We start from the raw sequence: 18,910 nt of genomic DNA, 5'->3' as shown, positions 1-18,910 counted from the left end.
CAACGGCCGGCAACTGGGAGGCTTTGCATGGAAAAACGCCACATCGGCCGGACGGCGCTCGAGGTCACCGAGGTCAGCTTCGGTGGTGCCGCGATCGGCGGCCTCTATCGCGCCTGTTCGCGCGAGGCGGCGATGGAGACGCTGCAAGGCGCCTGGGAGGCAGGCTTGCGCTATTTCGACACCGCGCCCTTCTATGGTTTCGGCCTGTCGGAGCGGCGCTTCGGCGATTTCCTGCGCTACAAGCCGCGCGATTCCTATGTGCTGTCCACCAAGGTCGGCCGTCTATTTCACCCCGTGCCTGAAGACCAGGTTCCCGACCACTCCTATGTCGACCCGCTGCCCTTCGCGCTCGACTACGACTATTCCTATGACGGCATCATGCGGTCGGTCGACTTCAGCTATGCGCGGCTTGGCCTCAACAAGATCGACATCCTCTATGTCCACGACATCGGCGCCTACACGCATGGCGTCGAGAAGACCAAGCAGCACTTTCGCCAGTTGATGGACGGCGGGCTCAAGGCGCTCGAGGAGTTGAAGCGCTCCGGTACGATTTCCGCCTATGGGCTCGGCGTCAACGAAGTCCAGATCTGCCTCGACGTGATGCGCCGGGCGCCGCTCGACTGTATCCTGCTCGCCAGCCGCTATTCCTTGCTCGACCGTAGCGCGGAGGCGGAACTGCTGCCGCTGTGCCGGGCGCAGCAGACATCCCTTGTCATCGGTGGCGTCTTCAACTCCGGCATATTGGCGACAGGCCCGGTGACAGGCGCGCATTTCGACTATGCGCCGGCCACCGCGGATATCCTTCACCGTGTCGATGTGATGGAGAAGATCGCCGGCGAAGGCGGCTATCCCTTGGCTGCCGCGGCGTTCCAGTTCCCCCTGCAAGATCCAGTGGTTGCCACCGTGCTGACCGGTACCGCCAAACTGGCGAACCTGACACGCAACCTCGAACTGCTCGACGTCGACGTGCCGGAGACGGAATACCAGAAATACCGTCCCTACACGGTGGTGCAGGAGCTGGGATGAAGGCGGCATCTTGCCGACATGCCCTCGATGGCGGGCTCTAACTTCACAAATCCGCGACATCTCTGAGAGAATGAACATTCCACATTGACTAAATCATGGAATTAATATTCCATGATTCTACGGAGCGAAACGGGAGCTTCTGGCTGCATCTTGGGAGGAGCAGCGAGCGAATGTGTCTCTGCCTGCCATGGGAAGTCAGGCGCGAAACACCGCTTGCATCGTCCAGGTCGATGCACTATCAAAACAGCGTAAATGTTTTTTATTGATAAAGTTCTGTTTGGGCCGCGCCTATCCGGACGGAGCTTTCCGTAACGTTCACCGGGCGACTTAGGGAGGAATCCTAATGAAATTCGTGACCAGCATTCTCAACCGCCGCGCCGTCATGGCACTGGCAGCAGCTTCGATGCTCGCCGGCGTCATGCATTCGGCGCCGGTTTCGGCGGCGGACGTGACCATTCCGATCATCGTCAAGGACACCACGTCCTTCTACTGGCAGATCGTTCTGGCCGGCGCCCGCAAGGCCGGCAAGGATCTCGGCGTCAATGTGCCGGAACTCGGCGCCCAGGCTGAAACCGACGTCAACGGACAGGTCTCGATCCTCGAAAACGCCGTCGCCAGCAACCCGGCCGCAATCGTGATTGCGCCCACCGAGTTCAAGGCGCTTGGCAAGCCGATCGACGAAGCCGCCGCCAAGGTCAAGGTTATCGGCATCGACTCCGGCGCCGACTCCAAGGCCTTCACTTCGTTCCTGACCACCGACAACGTCCAGGGCGGCCGTGTTGCCGCCGACGGCCTCGCAGCCGCCATCGGCGCCGCCAATGGCGGCAAGATCGAGGGCGACGTCGCCCTGATCACCAACGCTCCCGGCGCCGGCTCGCTCGAACAGCGCAAGCAGGGCTTCACTGAACAGCTCAAGGCAAAGTATCCGGGCCTGAAGCTGGTCGCCGACAAATATGCCGACGGCCAGGCCACCACCGGCCTCAACATCGCCACCGACCTGATCACCGCCAACCCGAACCTCAAGGGCATCTTCGCTTCCAACCTGATCATGGCGCAGGGCGTCGGTCAGGCTGTCGCCGAGAACAACCTTGGCGGCAAGCTGGCGCTGGTCGGCTTCGACAGCGACGAGAAGCTGATCAAGTTCCTCAACGACGGCGTCATTTCCGCCCTCGTCGTCCAGGATCCGTACCGGATGGGCTATGACGGCATCAAGACCGCGCTCGCCGCATCCAAGGGCGAGAAGGTCGAAGCCAATGTCGACACCGGCGCCAATCTGGTGACCAAGGCCAACATGAAAGACCCCAAGATCGACGCGCTGCTCAACCCGAAGCTCTGAGCCGTCGCATCCACAATCGTTTCCGGGGCCTCGCGCCCCGGAAACATCCACTGCCGGCACAAACGGCTTGGCAACACGCAAGCTTAGGCTAGGCTGTTTTTCGGGGCGCATGTCCTTGCCTCCCCGCGTGCCAATCTGGGGGCCAATCTGGGAGGATTGTCATGATTTCGACGGCGCAGGACCTGCATCCCGCCCCCGCGCTGGAACCAGGGCGGACGATCCTCGAACTGCGCGGGCTGGAGAAGCGCTATCCCGGCACGCACGCGCTGAAGCCGGTCAATCTCGCTTTCAAATCCGGCGAGATCCACGCCATCGTCGGCGAGAACGGCGCCGGCAAATCAACCCTCATCAAGCTCCTGACCGGGGTCATGCCACGCACCTCAGGCGATGTCTTCTGGGAAGGCAAACCGGCAGCGCTCGCCACCCCGCATGAGGCGATGGCGCTAGGCATCAACGCCGTGCATCAGGAGGTCGTGCTCTGCCGTCATTTGACGGTCGCCGCCAACATGTTCCTCGGCGAGGAGAATTCGCGCTTCGGCATCCTGCAGCAGCGCGCCATGGTCAGGGAAGCGCAGAAGATCATCGACGATCTCGGCTTCGACCTGCCGGCACATGTCGTGCTCGGCGACCTCACCATCGGCCAGCAGCAGCTGATCGCCGCCGCCCGCGCCACCGTGCGCGGCACCAAATTCCTGATCTTCGACGAACCGACCGCCTACCTGACCCGCAAGGAGGCCGACCAGCTCTTCACGCTGATCCGCCGGCTGAAGGGCGAAGGCGTGACGATCATCTACATCAGCCATCGCATGGAGGAAGTGTTCGAGCTCGCCGATCGCGTCTCCGTGCTGCGCGACGGCACGCTGGTCGGCACCAGGAACATAGCCGAGACCAACGACGCGGAACTGGTCAAGATGATGATCAACCGCTCGATCGAGCAGGTCTATCACAAGGAGCATTTTACCCCCGGCGCCGCAATCGTCGAGGCCAGGAACCTGTCGGGCAAAGGCTTCGAAAATGTCTCGATGACCGTCCGCGCGGGCGAGATCATCGGGCTCTATGGCCTGATCGGCGCCGGGCGCAGTGAATTCGTCACCACGCTTTACGGTCGCCACCGCAAGTGGGCAGGCGAGATCCTGTGGGAAGGCAAGCCGGTTCAGGTCAACTCCGAGCATGACGCGATCAAGCTCGGCATGGCGCTGGCGCCGGAAAGCCGCCGTGACCAGGGTCTTTGCCTCAATTTGCCGGTCGGCCTCAACCTCAACCTGCCGATCTACAAGCGCATCTCCAGCAATTTTTTGATCTCCAACACAAAGGAGAAGGCCGAGGCCGATCGCCAGATCGCCGGCTTGAGGATCAAGACGCCGACGCGCGGCGCGCTGGCGTCGAGCCTTTCCGGCGGCAACCAGCAGAAGATCGTCATCGGCAAATGGCTGGCGCATGGCGCCAAGCTGTTCATCTTCGACGAACCGACGGTCGGCGTCGATGTCGGCACCAAGGCCGAAATCTACCGTCTGTTCGGCGAGCTGCTGTCGAAGGGCGCCGGCATCATCCTGATCTCGTCCTATTTGCCGGAGGTCTACGAACTGGCCGACACACTGCATGTGTTCCGGCGCGGCAAGCTGGTGGCCACGCATGGGTTCCACACCGCCAGTCACGAGGACATTCTCACGCAGGCGCTCGCCGAGAAACAAGAAAAACTGGGAGGACAGACATGAGCATCGAGGCGATCCCCGCCGAAAAACCGAAGCGCAACTACAACGTCCTGTTCGGATTGACGCTGCTGGCGCTGCTGGTGCTGCTCTGGATCGTCCTTTCGCTGGCGACGCCAAGCTTCGCCTCGGGCAACAACATCGCCAATCTTCTGCGCCAGGGGTCGATGATCGCCATCATGGCGGTCGGCCAGACCTTCGTCATCATCACCGGCGGCATCGATCTGTCGGTCGGCGCGGTGGTCGGCTTCGCCACCGTCGTCGTCGCGATGATGATCAATGCCGGCTTCCCGATCTGGCTCGCCATTCTGGTGACACTGCTGGTCGGTGTCGCCATCGGCATGTTTCACGGCTTCGGTATCGTCAAGATGGGCCTGCCACCCTTCATCATCACGCTGGCGACGCTGACCTCGCTGCGCGGCATCGGCTTGCTGATGACCAACGGCAATTCGATCAACATCAACAGCGACACATTCACCGCCTTCTCGCGCAATTCCTTCATCGGCATCCCCAATCTGTTCTGGATGGTGATCTTGGTCGGCATTCCGGCCTATATCTTCCTGCATCACAGCCGCTGGGGCCGGTATCTGTTCTCGGTCGGCTCCAACGCCGAGGCCTCGCGCCTGTCCGGCGTCAACGTCCAGCGCACCATCTACATGGCCTACACGCTGTCAGGTCTGTGCGCGGCCTTCGTCGGCGTGCTGCTTGCCGCCCGCATCGGCATCGGCAACCCGACCCAGGCAGAGGGCTGGGAGCTGCAGGCGATCGCCTCGTCGGTCATCGGCGGCACCTCGCTGTTCGGCGCGGTCGGTTCGGTACACGGCCCGCTGCTCGGCGCCTTCATCCTGGCCACCATCAACAACGGCGCCAACCTGCTCAACGTCAACTCGTTCTGGCAGCGCATCATCACCGGCGCGCTGATCATCATCATCGTCTACTTCGACGGGCTGCGGCGCCGCGGCAAGTAGACCGACTCGCAATCGATCGCCGGCCCGACTTGACTGCCGGGCCGGCGATTTCATTAGAGACTGGATTGAAACATGAAAGCCGTCGTCTGCCGCTCGCCCGGAGACCTTGTCCTGGAAGATCGCCCGGCACCTGGCGCCCCGCCCGCCGGCTGGGCTCTGGTCGCGGTCAGCCATGTCGGCATCTGCGGCACCGACTACCACATCTTCGAGGGCAAGCACCCGTTCCTCGCCTATCCCCGCATCATGGGCCACGAAGTGTCAGGGACGATCGTCGAAACCGGCGAAGGCGTCGACCTTGCCGTTGGCGAACCGGTCGTCATCAACCCCTATCTCTCCTGCGGCAAGTGCATCGCCTGCCGGCACGGCAAGCCCAATTGCTGCGTCAGGATCGAGGTGCTCGGCGTCCATCGCGACGGCGCCATGTGCGAACATGTTCTTGTCCCGGCGCAGAATCTTTATCCGGCAAACGGCCTGTCGTTGGCCGATGCCGCCGCCGTCGAATTCCTCGCCATCGGCGCGCATGCCGTGCGGCGCGCGGGCGCCGAACCCGGCGCCCGCACGCTGGTCATCGGCGCCGGCCCGATCGGCCTCGGCACCGCCATCTTCGCCCGCATTGCCGGCCTAGACGTGACGCTGCTCGACATGAGCAGTGAAAGGCTCGCCTTCGCCGACAACGAACTTGGCTTCCGGACCCTCGACGGGTCACGTGGCCCAGTCCTGGATCTGGTCAGGGAGGCGACATCAGGCGAAGGCTTCGATGTGGTCTTCGACGCCACCGGCAACACCCAATCGGTGCAGTCGGCCTTCGCCCATGTCGCCCATGGCGGCACACTGGTGCTGGTCAGCGTCGTCAAGGACGACATCGTCTTTTCCGACCCCGAATTCCACAAACGCGAAATGACGCTGATCGGCAGCCGCAATGCGCTGCGTGCCGACTTCGACCACGTCGCCGCCTCGATCCGCAACGGTGCGGTGCCCCTGGCCAAGCTCGTCACCCACCGCACATCACTTGCCGATACGCCGCGCGATCTCGCCCGCTGGGCGCATGAGAAATCCGGCCTGATCAAGGCTGTGATCGAGGTGGGGTCATAAACATGGCAAGCGGTGAATTGGTTTGAATTGAAGACGTCCCGCGCAGGTCTACCCCCACTCCGTCTCGGCTTCGCCGAGCCACCTTGTATCTACACGAGAGAGATTTCGTGTAGATACAAGGTGGCGCTGCGCAGCAGCGACGGAGTGGGGAAGGCGATCCTCAAACGCCAAGCCGCTGACAAGTGAGCCCGACCGACCTGGTCTGATATCAGCGTGAGTCAGATAATCACGGTCTCGTATAAGGCCGGCACTCCCTACAGCGCCGACAGCCTCAACTCCACCCGCTCAGCCGAGAAACGCGTCTCCGAAAACTGGATCGGCTGGCCGTCCGGCGTCACGTTGACAGCCACCGTGACCAGCACGATAGCGCCCGGCTGCAGATCAAGGGCGGCGAGATCGGCCGCATCGGCGTGGCGCGCCGACAGCACGGTCGATTGCCGGAGATAGTCGTCTATGCCGAAGCGGGCCAGCGACGCGGTGATCGAGCCGGTCTCAGCCATCGCCTTGTCGATGCCGGCAAAGCGCCTGGCCTCGAACCAGCCGGCAGCGCGCGACACCGGCCGGCCATCGGCCTCGCCACGTGTCTCCAGCCTGATCACCTCGGCTCCCCTGGCCAGGCCAAGTCCCTCGGCGACACGCTGGCTGGCCGGCTCTACCGATGAGGAGAGCAGCACGATATGGCGTTCCGATGTCTGCCCCTGCAGACCGGTCGAAAACCGCGTGCGCGCACCGATCGGATAGGACAGCCGCTTGCGTGACAGCACGAAGGTGCCGCGCCCCTGTTCGGCACGCAGCACGCCTTCCTGCACAAGCGCCGATATGGCGCTGCGCACCGTGTGGCGGTTGACGCCATAGCGCTCGGCAAGCGCCACCTCCGGCGGCAGCGCGGCATTCTCGGCGAAATCGCCGGTGGCGATCGCCTGCAGAATCCTGTCGGCGATCTGCCGCCACAACGAAACGCCGCTGCGCCGCTCGATACTGTCAGCCGCCAACTGCCCAATCATAACTTCCCCCAGCCTTATTTCGCTTGTCATCCACTCGTCATGGACTCGCGTTAGGTAATATGTATAATTTGTATAGTTGTCTATATCAATAGACAAATCTAGCAAAGAGGAATGCTGCCGATGCGAGGACAGGAAGCCCGCGACCAGGCCGAACGCAAGGCCGCCATGGCGACGCTGGCGCAATCGAGCGGCGACGACATCGTTCGGCTCTGGAACGAGGCTGGCCTGCCTTCACAAGCCGAACTGCTGCGCGGTCCCGAGACAGGGCTGGTGACGCTGCGCGGCCGTATCGGCGGTGGCGGCGCACCCTTCAATGTCGGCGAAGCGACCGTCACCCGCGCCACTGTCCGGCTGCCATCTGGACAGGTCGGCCATTGCTACGCGCTCGGCCGCGACAAGCAAAAGGCGAAGCTGGCGGCAATAGCCGACGCGCTGTGGCAGGACCCTGCCCGCCGCGCCGAGGTCGAGACCAGGCTGATCGCGCCTCTGAGATCGGCGCTAACGGCTGCGCAGGAAAACGCCGCGCCGAGACGGCGGCAACGAAGGTGGATTTCTTCACCATGGTTCGCGGAGAAGACTGATGGATATCGCAGCGCAATCGATCGAGGGCGGCTTCGCCGATCCGGTGTTCAACGCCCAGACCGTTTTCCGCGCCGTCATGGACGCGATGGCGCGGCCGGGCAGCGTGCAGCCTTTGCCGGCCTTGGCCCGCCCGCCGGCGCCGCTCTCGGCAACCGCTGGCGCCGTAGCCTTGGCGCTGTGCGACAACGACACGCCGCTCTGGCTTGACCCGGCCCTGCACACCTCCGCCGCGATCGGCTCCTGGCTTGGTTTCCACACTGGCGCACCGCTCGCCAACACGCCGGCCGACGCGGATTTCGCCTTTGTCGCCACACCCGCCGAGATGATGGCGCTCGATGGCTTTTCACAGGGAACGCAGGATTATCCCGACCGCTCGACCACGCTGATCCTGCAGGTCAGCGACCTGACCTCAGGCGTTCCACTGCTGCTCGAAGGCCCCGGCATCGAAACCAGCGCCATGATCGCCCCGGCGCAGATGCCGCGTCATTTCGTCGAGCAGTGGAAGCAGAACACCAAGCGCTTCCCGCGCGGCGTCGACATCATCCTCGCCACCGCTGAAGGCGTAGCCTGCCTGCCGCGCACGACGCGCATCAAGACCATGGAGGCTTGAAGATGTATGTCGCGGTAAAAGGCGGCGAAGCCGCAATCGCCAACGCCCACAGCCTGCTCGCCGACCGTCGGCGCGGCGACCGTTCGGTGTCGGCACTGCGCCTCGACCAGATCGTCGAGCAGCTGGCGCTCGGCGTCGACCGGGTGATGAGCGAAGGCTCGCTCTACGACCGGGAACTCGCCGCATTGGCAATCGTCCAGGCCCGCGGCGACATGATCGAGGCGATCTTCCTGGTGCGCGCCTACCGCACCACGCTGCCACGCTTCGGCTACAGCAAGGCCATCGATACCAGCGCGATGCGGGTCGAACGGCGCGTCTCGGCAACCTACAAGGACCTGCCCGGTGGTCAGCTTCTCGGGCCGACCTTCGACTACACGCACCGGCTGCTCGACCCCGAGCTTGCCGCCGGCGCCGATGTCGCCGAACCCTTGCAGCGTGAGACGGAGGCGCAGGCCATGCCGCGCGTCTCGGCGATCCTCGCCCGCGAAGGCCTGATCGAACCGGATGGCGAGATGCCGCAGGACCATGTCCCCGGTGACATCACCCGCGAGCCGCTGGAATTCCCGATGGCGCGCGACATCCGCCTGCAGGCGTTGTCGCGTGGCGACGAGGGTTTCCTGCTGGCGCTCGGCTATTCCACCCAGCGCGGCTATGCCCGCAACCATCCCTTTGTCGGCGAAATCCGCATCGGCGAGGTCGAGCTGGAACTCGACGTTCCCGAACTGCCCTTCGCGGCATCCCTCGGCGCGGTGCGGGTCACCGAATGCCAGATGGTCAACCAGTTCAAGGGATCGGCCAAGGCGCCGCCACAATTCACCCGCGGCTACGGCCTGGTCTTCGGCCAGAGCGAGCGCAAGGCGATGGCCATGGCGCTGTGCGACCGGGCGCTGCGCGCCTCTGAACTCGGCGAGGACATTGTCGCCGCCGCCCAGGACGAGGAGTTTGTCATCTCGCATTCCGACAACGTCCAGGCGACCGGCTTCGTCGAGCATCTGAAGCTGCCGCACTATGTCGATTTCCAGGCTGAACTCGACCTCGTACGCCGCATGCGCGCCGAATATGAGGCTCGCGAAAACCCCGCGAAGGTCGAAGAGAAGCGGGAGGCCGCGGAATGATCGAAGGCCTGTCCCACATGACCTTCATCATCCGCGATCTCGAGCGGATGACTGCTATCCTTGAAGGCGTATTCGAAGCGCGCGAGGTCTATGCCAGCGACGCCGAACAGTTCTCGCTGTCGCGCGAAAAATTCTTCCTGATCGGCGATATCTGGATCGCCATCATGGAAGGCGAGGCGCTGCCGGAGCGCAGCTACAACCACATCGCCTTCAAGATCGATGACGCCGATTTCGACCGTTACGCCGAGCGTGTCGCCAAGTTAGGCCTCGACATGCGCCCGCCGCGTCCGCGCGTCGAGGGCGAAGGCCGCTCGATCTATTTCTACGACGACGACAACCACATGTTCGAACTGCACACCGGCACGCTCAATGAGCGGCTGGCGCGCTATGCCAGGGGATTGGAGACGGTGCAATGAACTTAGTGCCCGACGCCCCCATGGCCGCCACCATCGTGGGAATGACCGCCATAGCCATCATACCCGGAGTAGCCACCACCTCCGCCGCCCATGGACTCACCTTGAGAGCCCTCCTTTGGGGCCGGAAGAACCATGCGCCGAAGGAAAAAGAGAACGACTCCGGCGAACACCACCAACAGAATTCCGAGATGCATCCATCCGGTCGAGTTCATCTGAATTCGCCCCTGTTTCCGCGTCCTGGACGTCAATTCGATAGCACAAAGCGGATGTGATCGCCATGACCGACATCGCCACCTACAACTTCGCCTATCTCGACGAGCAGACCAAAAGGATGATCCGCAGGGCGATCCTCAAGGGCATCGCCATCCCCGGCTATCAGGTGCCGTTCGCCTCGCGCGAAATGCCGATGCCCTATGGCTGGGGCACCGGCGGCGTCCAGGTCACCGCCTCGATCATCGGCCCCGACGACGTGCTGAAGGTGATCGACCAGGGCGCCGACGACACCACCAACGCGGTCTCGATCCGTGCCTTCTTCAAGAAGGTCACCAATGTCGCCGTCACCACCGACACCGCCAGCGCCACCATCATCCAGACCCGCCACCGCATCCCGGAACATCCGCTGACCGCAGGCCAGGTACTGGTCTACCAGGTGCCGATCCCGGAGCCACTGCGCTTCCTCGAACCACGCGAGACGGAAACGCGCAAGATGCATGCGCTGGAAGAATACGGCCTCATGCATGTGAAGCTCTATGAGGACATCGCCAAGCACGGCCGCATCGCCACCACCTACGCCTATCCGGTGAAGGTCGAGGGCCGCTATGTGATGGACCCCTCGCCAACGCCGAAATTCGACAATCCCAAGATGCACCGCTCGCCGGCCTTGCAGCTGTTCGGCGCCGGCCGTGAAAAGCGCATCTACGCGGTGCCGCCCTTTACCGAAGTCGTCAGCCTCGACTTCGAGGATCATCCATTCGAGGTGCAGACCTTCGACCAGCCTTGCGCACTGTGCGCGGCGGAAAATGTCTATCTGGACGAGGTCATCCTCGACGACCATGGCGGCCACATGTTCGTCTGCTCCGACACCGACCACTGCGAGAAGCGGCGCGCGGACGGCCATCGCGGCCATCTTGCCCCCAATCCTGCCCCAGAAACCCATTTTGCCTCAGAAACAGGGGAGCCGGCACAATGACCGACGAACCGCTGCTGCGCGTCTCGGCGCTGTCCAAATTCTACGGCTCGCGCGTCGGCTGCGACAACGTCTCCTTCGACCTGTGGCCGGGCGAGGTCCTGGCTGTCGTCGGCGAATCCGGTTCCGGCAAGACGACGCTGCTTAACTGCCTGTCGACGCGGCTGCTGCCATCCTCCGGCACCGCCAGCTACCGTATGCGCGACGGCCAATTCCGCGAGCTCTACCGCATGAGCGAGGCCGAACGCCGCTTCCTGATGCGCACCGACTGGGGTTTTGTCCATCAGAACCCGGCCGACGGCCTGCGCATGACGGTGTCGGCCGGCGCCAATGTCGGCGAACGGCTGATGGCGGTGGGCGACCGCCACTATGGCAAGATCCGCGCCACGGCGGTCGACTGGCTGTCGCGCGTCGAGATCGAAGAAGATCGCATCGACGACGAGCCGCGCGCCTTTTCAGGCGGCATGCGCCAGCGCCTGCAGATCGCCCGCAATCTCGTCACCGGCCCACGGCTGGTGTTCATGGATGAGCCGACGGGCGGCCTCGACGTCTCGGTACAGGCGCGCCTGCTCGATCTCCTGCGCGGGCTGGTCACCGATCTCGGCCTTGCCGCCATCGTCGTCACCCACGACCTCGCGGTGGCGCGGCTTCTGTCGCAGCGCATGATGGTGATGAAGGACGGCCGCGTTGTCGAAAGCGGCCTCACCGACCGCGTGCTCGACGATCCGCGCGCGCCCTATACGCAGCTCCTCGTTTCTTCCATCCTGCAGGTGTAACCATGCCGACGCCCCTCGTTGTCTCCGACGTCGCCAAGAGCTTCACCATGCATCTGCGCGATGGCATCAAACTGCCTGTCGTTTCCGGTGTCTCGTTCTCGATCAAGGCCGGCGAATGCACCGTGCTCGGCGGCCCGTCCGGTGCCGGCAAGAGCTCGATCCTGAAGATGCTCTACGGCAACTATGCCGTCGACGAGGGCCAGATCATCGTCAAGCATGAGGACGGATTGATCGATCTCGCCCATGCCAGCCCGCGCACCGTGCTTGCCGTACGCCGGCAAACGATCGGCTATGTCAGCCAGTTCCTGCGCACCGTACCGCGCGTCTCGGCGCTCGATGTCGTCGCCGAGCCGCTGGTCGAGCGCGGCGAAGAGCGCGAAATTGCCCGCGGCAAGGCACGCGCCTTGCTGGCGCAGCTCAATTTGCCGGAAAAACTCTGGGCCCTGCCGCCGGCGACCTTCTCCGGCGGCGAGCAGCAGCGCGTCAACATCGCGCGTGGCTTCATCACCGAGCATCCGATCCTCCTGCTCGACGAACCGACCGCCTCGCTCGACGCCAAAAATCGTGACGTGGTGATCGAACTCATCGCCGCCAAGAAAGCGGCCGGCGTCGCTTTGCTCGGCATCTTCCACGACCATGATGTGCGCGAGGCGGTGGCCGACCGCATCATCGACGTCACCGCTTTCGCTCCAGGAAAAATCGCGGCATGACCAGGAAATTGTCGGAAACGCCGTTGGTTCACCCGACGGCGGAGGTACACAATTCTACGCTTGGCCGCTGGACCGAAATCGCCGACCGCAGCCGGGTTTCGGAAAGCGAACTCGGCGACTATTCCTACATGATGCAAGACTGCGCCGTCTGGTGCGCGACGATCGGCAAGTTTGCCAACATCGCGGCAAGCGTGCGCCTCAACGCCACCAACCACCCGACATGGCGGCCGACGCTGCACCACTTCACCTACCGCGCCTCGGACTATTGGGACGACGCCGAGCACGAGAGCGAATTCTTCGCTCAGCGCCGCGCCAAACGCGTCACCATCGGCCACGACACCTGGCTCGGCCACGGCTCGACCGTCCTGCCCGGCGTCACCGTCGGCGATGGCGCCGCGGTCGGCGCCGGCGCCGTCGTGTCGAAGGATGTCGCCCCCTATACCATCGTCGCCGGCGTGCCGGCCAAGCCGATCCGCGAGCGCTTCGACCGCCGCACCGCCGAGCGCTTCCAGGCACTCGCTTGGTGGGATTGGGACCACGCCAGGCTGCGCGCGGCGCTGGACGATTTTCGCGCGCTTGAGGCAGAGGCTTTCCTCGAGAAGCATGGCGACTGACAATTTGCGTTCGCCCGCGGCGGCGAATAGCGATCGGCCTTGAGGCCGTATTTAGCCCATTATTGGGTGTACTTTTACCACACTTGAGAGTCGTGGAGGTCGGTATGCTCAAACGGTGGATTGGGCCTTGCCTATTTGGGCTAGCGGCGCTCCTGCCTCAGCATGCCATCACGGCCGAACTGCCAAAGACCGATCCTCGCGGCGCTGTCTTGTGCGCTTGGATGATTTATACCGAAATTGAAGCGGTCGGCGAGGCCTGCTCTCCGCAACAGGATCGCGACTTTCTCGTCTTCCTTCAATCTCAGATCGATCGCATTAAAGCGTTTATCGTGCGGGATTCAGATACCACGCAGGCGACGCTCGAGGAGCAGCAACGCCAAGTCCGGGCGAGCGAGGCGCATCGCAGCAGTGTCTCGTGCCAGCCGGACAGCGAGAGTATGCAAATGTACAATGCAATCAAGTCGGTCGACCGTCGGCAAATTATTGCCGATATGGATAAGCTCCTTGAAGTTGATCGTGAGCCTGTAGCAAATCCTTGCCTTTGAAGGTCCTTCGCGTCCGGTCCTGTTTCATATCCGTGACACATGACTCGGACAGGACCCCATCTCCCCCAAGGAGATCGCCATGCTCGACATCGTCAGACCCTCGCTCGCCGGATTCTTCGCCGGCTCCAATCCAACACCACCAGCGCATCTCGGCACACGCTACGACACGTCAGGCAATTTCCTGACCGAGCCCGGCAACACCGTCGTCAGCCATCTCACCAGCGGTTCGCCGTCCGAGGCCGTGGTGCTTGCGGTGCGCGACAAGATGCTGGCGATGCCCGACGCCGACCGGCTGGCCTTCACGCCCGTCTCCAGCCTGCATATGACGCTGTTTCAGGGCATCATCGAATATCGCCGCCGCTTGCCCTACTGGCCGCAGGACGTGCCGCTCGACACCAGCATCGATGCCATGACCCGCCTCTATCTGGAGCGCTTGAAAGGGTTCGAGGGTTTCGGACCCTTCAAAATCAAAGTGGTCGAAATCGTGCCGACCGGCCTTACTGTTGCCGGTGCGACCGACGAGGACGTGCGCATCATGCGTCAATGGCGCGATGCGTTGGCGGTGCCGTTCGGCTACCGGCACCCCGATCACGACGCTTATGTCTTCCACATCACCTTCGCCTACCAGATCCAGCGTCTGGCAGATGACAGAGCCGCCGCGTGGCAGGCGCTGTTCGATGAGGGCCTGGCACTTTTCGCACGGCAGGCACCGGTGATCGAGATCAAGGCCCCCGCCTTCTGCGCCTTCCGCGACATGAAGCATTTCGAGGAATTGCTGGTGCTTGGCTGATTGCCGGCTGGGCGTCAGCCGTCGCGCCTGTGGAGCGTAACAAAACTGACATGCTGGCGACACGGCAGGTTCATGTGGCTGGGTTAGGCGAGAGCCTGACGATCAATAAGGCCCGGACTGGAGCCCAGCCCCATGTCAGCAAGCTCTGCCACACTCGAAATCCGCGGCGTCAGCCGACGATTTGGCAAGAACACCGCTGTCAGCAACGTCAACATCTCGATCCCGCAGGGTCAGATGGTCGGCGTCATTGGCCGTTCGGGTGCCGGCAAATCGACCCTTCTTCGCATGATCAACCGTCTTGTCGACCCCAGCCAGGGGTCGATTTTTTTTGACGGCGCCGAGGTCTCCCAGCTGCGCGGCTCGCCGCTGCGGCGTTGGCAGCGCGACTGCGCCATGATTTTCCAGCAGTTCAACCTGGTGCCGCGTCTCGACGTGCTGACCAACGTGCTGCTTGGCAAGTTGAACCACCGTTCGACCCTGTCCAATCTTCTCGGCATGTTCTCGCGCGCCGAGTGCGCCGAGGCGGTCGCCGCGCTCGAGCGGCTCGACATCGCCCGCACCGCGCTTCAGCCAGCCGGCACCTTGTCTGGTGGACAACAGCAGCGCGTCGCCATCGCCCGCGCCCTGATGCAGCAGCCCAAGGTGATCCTCGCCGACGAGCCGATCGCCTCACTCGACCCGCTCAATGCCAAGGTGGTGATGGATTCGCTGCAGGACATCAATCTGCGTGAAGGCATCACCGTCGTCACCAATCTGCACACGCTCGATACCGCGCGCACCTATTGCAACCGCATCATCGGCATGGCCGCCGGCAAGGTCGTCTTCGATGGCCCGCCCGAAGAGCTCAACCGCGAGGCCGTGCGTCTCGTTTATGGCGCCGACAGCAATGGCGGCGAAATCGCCGAGGCCATCACCTCGACCAGCGTTGCCTTCAGGCAAAAGATTGCAGCATCCGCCGGACCGCTCGAGCCTGCATTCCCAGGTTACTGAGTTCAAGAAAGAGCGGCTCGGATCGTCCGCCCACGTCAAGGGCACCTGTCCAAATCGATAACGCTGCCGGCGCGGGGCCGGAACCTACAGGAGAGATAACAGATGTTCAGGAAGATGGTTCTCAGTGCCGTTTCGGTGCTCGCCATGGCCACCAGCATGGCCCACGCCGCCGATCTGAAGGAATTCCGCGTCGGCATTCTGGGCGGTGAAAACGAAACCGACCGGCTGCGCAACTACCAGTGCCTGGCCGACCATCTGAAGACCGAATTCGGCTTCGAGAAGGTCTCGCTGTTCCCCGCCGCCGACTATGACGGCGTCATCCAGGGCCTGCTCGGCGGCACGCTCGACTTCGCCGAACTCGGCGCCTCCGGCTACGCCAGCGTTGTCTTGAAGGACCCGAAAGCCGTCACCCCGATCCTCACCACCCAGCAGACCGATGGCGCAACCGGCTATTATTCGATCGGCCTGGCGCTCAAGTCCTCCGGCATCACCGACATCAAGTCGGCCAAGGGCAAGAAACTTGGCTATGCCGATCCGGATTCGACCTCCGGCTATCTGATCCCGCTGACCCAGATTCCGAAGACCACCGGCGCTTCGAACGAGACCTTCTTCGCTTCGACCCAGTTCAACGGCGGCCACGAGAACAACGTTCTGGCCGTGCGCGACGGCAAGGTCGACGTCGCGGTGGACGATTCCTCCGGCATCGGCGACTTCAAGAACGGCTACACCTCCGGCACCTTCCACAAGGAAGTCGCCAAGGGCGCCGTCGACCCCAACGACTTCGTCGAAGTCTGGCGCTCGGGCCTGATCCCGAACGGCCCGCTGGTCGTGCGCACCGCGCTCGGCGACGAGATGACCGCCAAGCTCGCCGCTTTCTTCACCGAGCTCCCGAAGAAGGACAAGGCCTGCTTCGAAGGCGTCGAAGGTGGCGATTTTACCGGCTACGTCCCGGTGAAGCCGGACTTCTACAGCGTCATCGTCGAAGCCCGTAAGGCAGCCATCGGCGGCTAACGGCGAAATCGAAAAGGGCGGTGTAAAAAAACACCGCCCTTCTTGCATCTCCGATCATGACCCTTTCCGTGACAGCCCCCTCTTTGACAGCCTCTTCTGGCGCCACCCACCAGATGGCCGATGCCTGGCGGCGCCAGACGTCGCTGCGCCGGTTCTATACGGTGCTCGGCGTCGGCCTGCTGCTCGTCGCAATGTTCGCCAGCATGTGGTTCGCCGACGAGGCCAATGCCGGGCACTTCTTCGACCGGCTGCCGCATATCCTGGATTTCCTGAGCTGGCTCATCCCCAAGGACTGGAACGACGTCTGGCGAGCCTTGCTCGACATTGCCTCGCCGCATGACACCGGCACGCAGGAATTCAACTTCCCGCTCGGCCGCGTCTATGTCTGGGGCGGGTTCTACATCCCCGAATATTTCGAGCTGATGCTGACCACGGTGAACATGGCCCTGGTTTCGACCTTCATCGGCTTCATCTTCGCGGTGCCCTTTTCCTTCATCGCCGCGCGCAATCTGACGCCCCATCCGGTGCTCCGGCTGGTCGTCAAGCGTTTCATGGAGCTGTTGCGCGCCTTTCCGGAAATCGTCATCGCCGGCCTGTTCGCGGCCATCGTTTCGGCCGGTCCGATCGCCGCCATCATCGCCATCGGCCTGCATTCGATCGGCGCACTCGGCAAGCTGTTCTACGAGGTCAACGAGAACATCGACATGCGTGCCGAGGAAGGTCTGCGCGCGGTCGGCGCCAACTGGTTCGAGCGGGTGCGCTTTGCCGGCCTGCCGCAGGTGCTGCCCAATTTCATGTCCTACACACTGCTGCGCGTCGAGATCAATGTCCGCGTCTCGACCATCATCGGCGCCGTCGGCGGCGGCGGCATCGGCGAGGAATTGAAGCTGTCCATCTCGCGTGGCTTCGGCGCCAAGACGCTGGCGCTGGTGCTGCTGTTGTTCACCACCATCTTCATCATCGACCAGTTTTCCGCCTGGCTGCGCCGCAAGCTGGTCGGCGAACAAGCCTTTATGATGGGAGCATGAACCATGGCGACCATGACCGCCGAGGAGATGCTGTCGATCGAGGAGCGCTATCCCCAGGTGTTCCGGCGGCCGCTCTACAAGCGCTTCGCCCCGCTCTTCCTGTTTATCGGCATCCTGACTTACCTCATCTACGTCCTGTGGTTCTTCAGCCTGCCGCAGGTGCTGCGGGAATCGCACTGGGAGCGTCTGCCGCTCTTCCTCACACAATGGGTCAGCTACGATTTACAGCCCGAATTCCGGCTCGACCAGCCGGAGATCACGCCCAAATACCCGCGCTTTTCCGCTCTTGGCGAGAACCCGAACCCCGACTGGGTGATCAAGAACCCGGACGGCACCTTCACAGTGCTGATCGACGGTCCGGCAAAATCCGTCACCTTCGACAAGGCGCAGGCGACGATCGTCGCCAACGGCCAGACCGTGCCGGTTTCGCTGACCAGCGGCAAGCCGGTGATCACGGGCCCGGTGCCGGACTGGATCACCGCGCATGACGACGAAGTGGTCGCCAAGATGGGCTTCGTCGGCGAGGTGCGCGTCACCGTCGACCGCGTCAAGGTGCGCAAGCGCTTCCTCGGCTGGGCGAATTTCGTCTTCGACACGCGCTCGCCCTTCTTCGGCAAATCAGCGGGAGAAGTGGTTTCCCTGATCATATCCGGGCCCGAGCTGAAACCGGGCACCTCGAATCTGGCGCTGGCCGGCGACAACATCTGGAACAACGCCCAATGGCAGCACGGCGACGTCTGGACGAAGCTGCTGCAGACCATCGTCATGGCGTTCCTTGGCACGCTGCTCGGCGGTATCGTCGCCTTCCCGCTGGCCTTCTTCGCCGCCCGCAACATCACGCCGAGCGGCGCGCTCAGCCAGGTGCTCAAACGCTTCTTCGACTTCATGCGCTCGGTCGATATGCTGATCTGGGCGCTGTTCTTCACCCGCGCCTTCGGCCCCGGCCCGCTGGCCGGCAGTGCTGCGATCTTCTTCACCGAGATCGGCACGCTCGGCAAAACCTATTCCGAGGCGCTGGAAAACATCGACGACAAGCCTCGTGAAGGGGTGCTGTCGACCGGCGCCAACGGTCTCCTGGTGCAGCGCTACGGCGTCATGCCGGAAGTGATACCCGTCTTCATCAGCCAGACGCTCTACCAGTGGGAATCCAACACCCGCGGCGCCACCATCATCGGCGCCGTCGGCGCCGGCGGCATCGGCCTGAAATTGTGGGAAGCGATGCGCACCAACTCCAACTGGGCCAACGTCTTCTACATGGTGCTGCTGATCCTGCTCGTCGTCTTCATCTTCGACAACATCTCAAACTTCCTGCGCCGCAGGCTGAGCCGCACCATCCACGACTACAACAGGATCCAGGCCGAGCAGGGGTGATCGGCCTGACGCCAGCGGCCACACCTCGCGC

The 18,910-nt window shown here is 63.2% G+C and carries 20 protein-coding genes and 1 pseudogene; 20 read left to right on the top strand and 1 reads right to left on the bottom strand.

Annotated elements, in window-relative coordinates:
* Nucleotides 1–27 precede the first annotated feature (27 nt).
* The 5 genes from AC0V7N_RS10735 (at nucleotide 28) to AC0V7N_RS10715 (ending at nucleotide 6,131) form a co-directional block, all read left to right on the top strand.
* The gene (locus AC0V7N_RS10735; RefSeq protein ID WP_475457218.1) at nucleotides 28–1,026 is read left to right on the top strand and encodes an aldo/keto reductase; all 999 of its coding nucleotides are present in this window, start codon (nucleotides 28–30) and stop codon (nucleotides 1,024–1,026) included.
* Nucleotides 1,027–1,369: 343 nt separating this feature from the next.
* Nucleotides 1,370–2,362, top strand: coding sequence for an ABC transporter substrate-binding protein (locus tag AC0V7N_RS10730; RefSeq protein ID WP_172348527.1), 993 nt, complete (start codon nucleotides 1,370–1,372; stop codon nucleotides 2,360–2,362).
* A 161-nt stretch (nucleotides 2,363–2,523) separates the two neighbouring features.
* A complete protein-coding gene (locus AC0V7N_RS10725; RefSeq protein ID WP_475457216.1) occupies nucleotides 2,524–4,077 on the top strand; it encodes a sugar ABC transporter ATP-binding protein in 1,554 nt (517 codons plus the stop codon).
* A complete protein-coding gene (locus AC0V7N_RS10720) occupies nucleotides 4,074–5,039 on the top strand; it encodes an ABC transporter permease (RefSeq protein ID WP_172348525.1) in 966 nt (321 codons plus the stop codon). The genes AC0V7N_RS10725 and AC0V7N_RS10720 overlap by 4 nt, the downstream gene beginning before the upstream one ends.
* 72 nt (nucleotides 5,040–5,111) lie before the next feature.
* A complete protein-coding gene (locus AC0V7N_RS10715; RefSeq protein WP_475457213.1) occupies nucleotides 5,112–6,131 on the top strand; it encodes a zinc-binding alcohol dehydrogenase family protein in 1,020 nt (339 codons plus the stop codon).
* Between the two features lie 254 nt (nucleotides 6,132–6,385).
* Here the strand turns inward: AC0V7N_RS10715 and phnF are convergent, their stop codons facing one another.
* Nucleotides 6,386–7,135, bottom strand: coding sequence for a phosphonate metabolism transcriptional regulator PhnF (gene phnF, locus AC0V7N_RS10710; RefSeq protein WP_475457211.1), 750 nt, complete (start codon nucleotides 7,133–7,135; stop codon nucleotides 6,386–6,388).
* A gap of 120 nt (nucleotides 7,136–7,255) precedes the next feature.
* Here phnF and phnG point away from each other — a divergent pair.
* The 15 genes and pseudogenes from phnG to phnE (AC0V7N_RS10635) all read left to right on the top strand — a co-directional run bounded on the left by phnG (nucleotide 7,256) and on the right by phnE (AC0V7N_RS10635) (nucleotide 18,879).
* Nucleotides 7,256–7,716: pseudogene (phnG, locus tag AC0V7N_RS10705) on the top strand (phosphonate C-P lyase system protein PhnG).
* Nucleotides 7,716–8,327: a phosphonate C-P lyase system protein PhnH gene (phnH, locus tag AC0V7N_RS10700; RefSeq protein ID WP_475457207.1), complete on the top strand. Its 612-nt coding sequence runs from the start codon at nucleotides 7,716–7,718 to the stop codon at nucleotides 8,325–8,327. The pseudogene phnG and the gene phnH overlap by 1 nt, the downstream one beginning before the upstream one ends.
* Nucleotides 8,328–8,329: 2 nt before the next feature.
* Nucleotides 8,330–9,442 carry a carbon-phosphorus lyase complex subunit gene (locus AC0V7N_RS10695; RefSeq protein WP_475457205.1) on the top strand — a complete coding sequence of 371 codons (1,113 nt, stop codon included), beginning with the start codon at nucleotides 8,330–8,332 and terminating at the stop codon, nucleotides 9,440–9,442.
* Nucleotides 9,439–9,858 (top strand): FosX/FosE/FosI family fosfomycin resistance hydrolase, encoded by a 420-nt coding sequence (fosX, locus tag AC0V7N_RS10690; protein ID WP_475457203.1) that lies wholly within the window; start codon nucleotides 9,439–9,441, stop codon nucleotides 9,856–9,858. The genes AC0V7N_RS10695 and fosX overlap by 4 nt, the downstream gene beginning before the upstream one ends.
* On the top strand, nucleotides 9,855–10,130 hold the full coding sequence (locus AC0V7N_RS10685) for a hypothetical protein (protein WP_475457201.1): 276 nt from the start codon (nucleotides 9,855–9,857) through the stop codon (nucleotides 10,128–10,130). Before fosX ends, AC0V7N_RS10685 begins: the two co-directional genes overlap by 4 nt.
* Before the next feature lie 5 nt (nucleotides 10,131–10,135).
* The gene (locus AC0V7N_RS10680; RefSeq protein ID WP_475457199.1) at nucleotides 10,136–11,047 is read left to right on the top strand and encodes an alpha-D-ribose 1-methylphosphonate 5-phosphate C-P-lyase PhnJ; all 912 of its coding nucleotides are present in this window, start codon (nucleotides 10,136–10,138) and stop codon (nucleotides 11,045–11,047) included.
* Complete coding sequence (gene phnK / locus AC0V7N_RS10675; protein WP_015315654.1) at nucleotides 11,044–11,820, top strand: phosphonate C-P lyase system protein PhnK; 777 nt, start codon at nucleotides 11,044–11,046, stop codon at nucleotides 11,818–11,820. Before AC0V7N_RS10680 ends, phnK begins: the two co-directional genes overlap by 4 nt.
* Nucleotides 11,821–11,822: 2 nt before the next feature.
* On the top strand, nucleotides 11,823–12,530 hold the full coding sequence (gene phnL, locus AC0V7N_RS10670) for a phosphonate C-P lyase system protein PhnL (protein ID WP_475457197.1): 708 nt from the start codon (nucleotides 11,823–11,825) through the stop codon (nucleotides 12,528–12,530).
* Entirely contained in the window at nucleotides 12,527–13,144 is a 618-nt protein-coding gene (locus tag AC0V7N_RS10665) for a DapH/DapD/GlmU-related protein (RefSeq protein WP_475457195.1), read from the top strand. The genes phnL and AC0V7N_RS10665 overlap by 4 nt, the downstream gene beginning before the upstream one ends.
* 104 nt (nucleotides 13,145–13,248) lie before the next feature.
* A complete protein-coding gene (locus tag AC0V7N_RS10660; RefSeq protein WP_475457193.1) occupies nucleotides 13,249–13,689 on the top strand; it encodes a hypothetical protein in 441 nt (146 codons plus the stop codon).
* Nucleotides 13,690–13,768: 79 nt separating this feature from the next.
* Nucleotides 13,769–14,479 carry a DUF1868 domain-containing protein gene (locus AC0V7N_RS10655; RefSeq protein WP_475457191.1) on the top strand — a complete coding sequence of 237 codons (711 nt, stop codon included), beginning with the start codon at nucleotides 13,769–13,771 and terminating at the stop codon, nucleotides 14,477–14,479.
* A 132-nt stretch (nucleotides 14,480–14,611) separates the two neighbouring features.
* On the top strand, nucleotides 14,612–15,469 hold the full coding sequence (gene phnC, locus AC0V7N_RS10650) for a phosphonate ABC transporter ATP-binding protein (RefSeq protein ID WP_475457189.1): 858 nt from the start codon (nucleotides 14,612–14,614) through the stop codon (nucleotides 15,467–15,469).
* Nucleotides 15,470–15,571: 102 nt separating this feature from the next.
* A complete protein-coding gene (gene phnD, locus AC0V7N_RS10645) occupies nucleotides 15,572–16,480 on the top strand; it encodes a phosphonate ABC transporter substrate-binding protein (RefSeq protein ID WP_475457187.1) in 909 nt (302 codons plus the stop codon).
* 56 nt (nucleotides 16,481–16,536) lie between these two features.
* On the top strand, nucleotides 16,537–17,508 hold the full coding sequence (phnE, locus tag AC0V7N_RS10640) for a phosphonate ABC transporter, permease protein PhnE (RefSeq protein ID WP_027043332.1): 972 nt from the start codon (nucleotides 16,537–16,539) through the stop codon (nucleotides 17,506–17,508).
* A 3-nt stretch (nucleotides 17,509–17,511) separates the two neighbouring features.
* Nucleotides 17,512–18,879 carry a phosphonate ABC transporter, permease protein PhnE gene (gene phnE / locus AC0V7N_RS10635; RefSeq protein WP_475457184.1) on the top strand — a complete coding sequence of 456 codons (1,368 nt, stop codon included), beginning with the start codon at nucleotides 17,512–17,514 and terminating at the stop codon, nucleotides 18,877–18,879.
* Nucleotides 18,880–18,910 lie beyond the last annotated feature (31 nt).

Source organism: Mesorhizobium kamtschaticum (genome assembly GCF_056174585.1).
This window is presented reverse-complemented; position numbering and strand designations above follow the sequence as displayed.

Coding starts and splice junctions, on each gene's coding strand:
- AC0V7N_RS10680 (WP_475457199.1), top strand. CDS start 10,136: ATGACCGACATCGCCACCTACAACTTCGCCTATCTCGACGAGCAGACC.
- AC0V7N_RS10660 (WP_475457193.1), top strand. CDS start 13,249: ATGCTCAAACGGTGGATTGGGCCTTGCCTATTTGGGCTAGCGGCGCTC.
- AC0V7N_RS10665 (WP_475457195.1), top strand. CDS start 12,527: ATGACCAGGAAATTGTCGGAAACGCCGTTGGTTCACCCGACGGCGGAG.
- AC0V7N_RS10685 (WP_475457201.1), top strand. CDS start 9,855: ATGAACTTAGTGCCCGACGCCCCCATGGCCGCCACCATCGTGGGAATG.
- phnH (WP_475457207.1), top strand. CDS start 7,716: ATGGATATCGCAGCGCAATCGATCGAGGGCGGCTTCGCCGATCCGGTG.
- AC0V7N_RS10725 (WP_475457216.1), top strand. CDS start 2,524: ATGATTTCGACGGCGCAGGACCTGCATCCCGCCCCCGCGCTGGAACCA.
- phnD (WP_475457187.1), top strand. CDS start 15,572: ATGTTCAGGAAGATGGTTCTCAGTGCCGTTTCGGTGCTCGCCATGGCC.
- AC0V7N_RS10715 (WP_475457213.1), top strand. CDS start 5,112: ATGAAAGCCGTCGTCTGCCGCTCGCCCGGAGACCTTGTCCTGGAAGAT.
- AC0V7N_RS10695 (WP_475457205.1), top strand. CDS start 8,330: ATGTATGTCGCGGTAAAAGGCGGCGAAGCCGCAATCGCCAACGCCCAC.
- phnF (WP_475457211.1), bottom strand. CDS start 7,135: ATGATTGGGCAGTTGGCGGCTGACAGTATCGAGCGGCGCAGCGGCGTT.
- phnL (WP_475457197.1), top strand. CDS start 11,823: ATGCCGACGCCCCTCGTTGTCTCCGACGTCGCCAAGAGCTTCACCATG.
- phnE (WP_475457184.1), top strand. CDS start 17,512: ATGGCGACCATGACCGCCGAGGAGATGCTGTCGATCGAGGAGCGCTAT.
- AC0V7N_RS10735 (WP_475457218.1), top strand. CDS start 28: ATGGAAAAACGCCACATCGGCCGGACGGCGCTCGAGGTCACCGAGGTC.
- phnK (WP_015315654.1), top strand. CDS start 11,044: ATGACCGACGAACCGCTGCTGCGCGTCTCGGCGCTGTCCAAATTCTAC.
- AC0V7N_RS10720 (WP_172348525.1), top strand. CDS start 4,074: ATGAGCATCGAGGCGATCCCCGCCGAAAAACCGAAGCGCAACTACAAC.
- fosX (WP_475457203.1), top strand. CDS start 9,439: ATGATCGAAGGCCTGTCCCACATGACCTTCATCATCCGCGATCTCGAG.
- phnC (WP_475457189.1), top strand. CDS start 14,612: ATGTCAGCAAGCTCTGCCACACTCGAAATCCGCGGCGTCAGCCGACGA.
- AC0V7N_RS10730 (WP_172348527.1), top strand. CDS start 1,370: ATGAAATTCGTGACCAGCATTCTCAACCGCCGCGCCGTCATGGCACTG.
- phnE (WP_027043332.1), top strand. CDS start 16,537: ATGACCCTTTCCGTGACAGCCCCCTCTTTGACAGCCTCTTCTGGCGCC.
- AC0V7N_RS10655 (WP_475457191.1), top strand. CDS start 13,769: ATGCTCGACATCGTCAGACCCTCGCTCGCCGGATTCTTCGCCGGCTCC.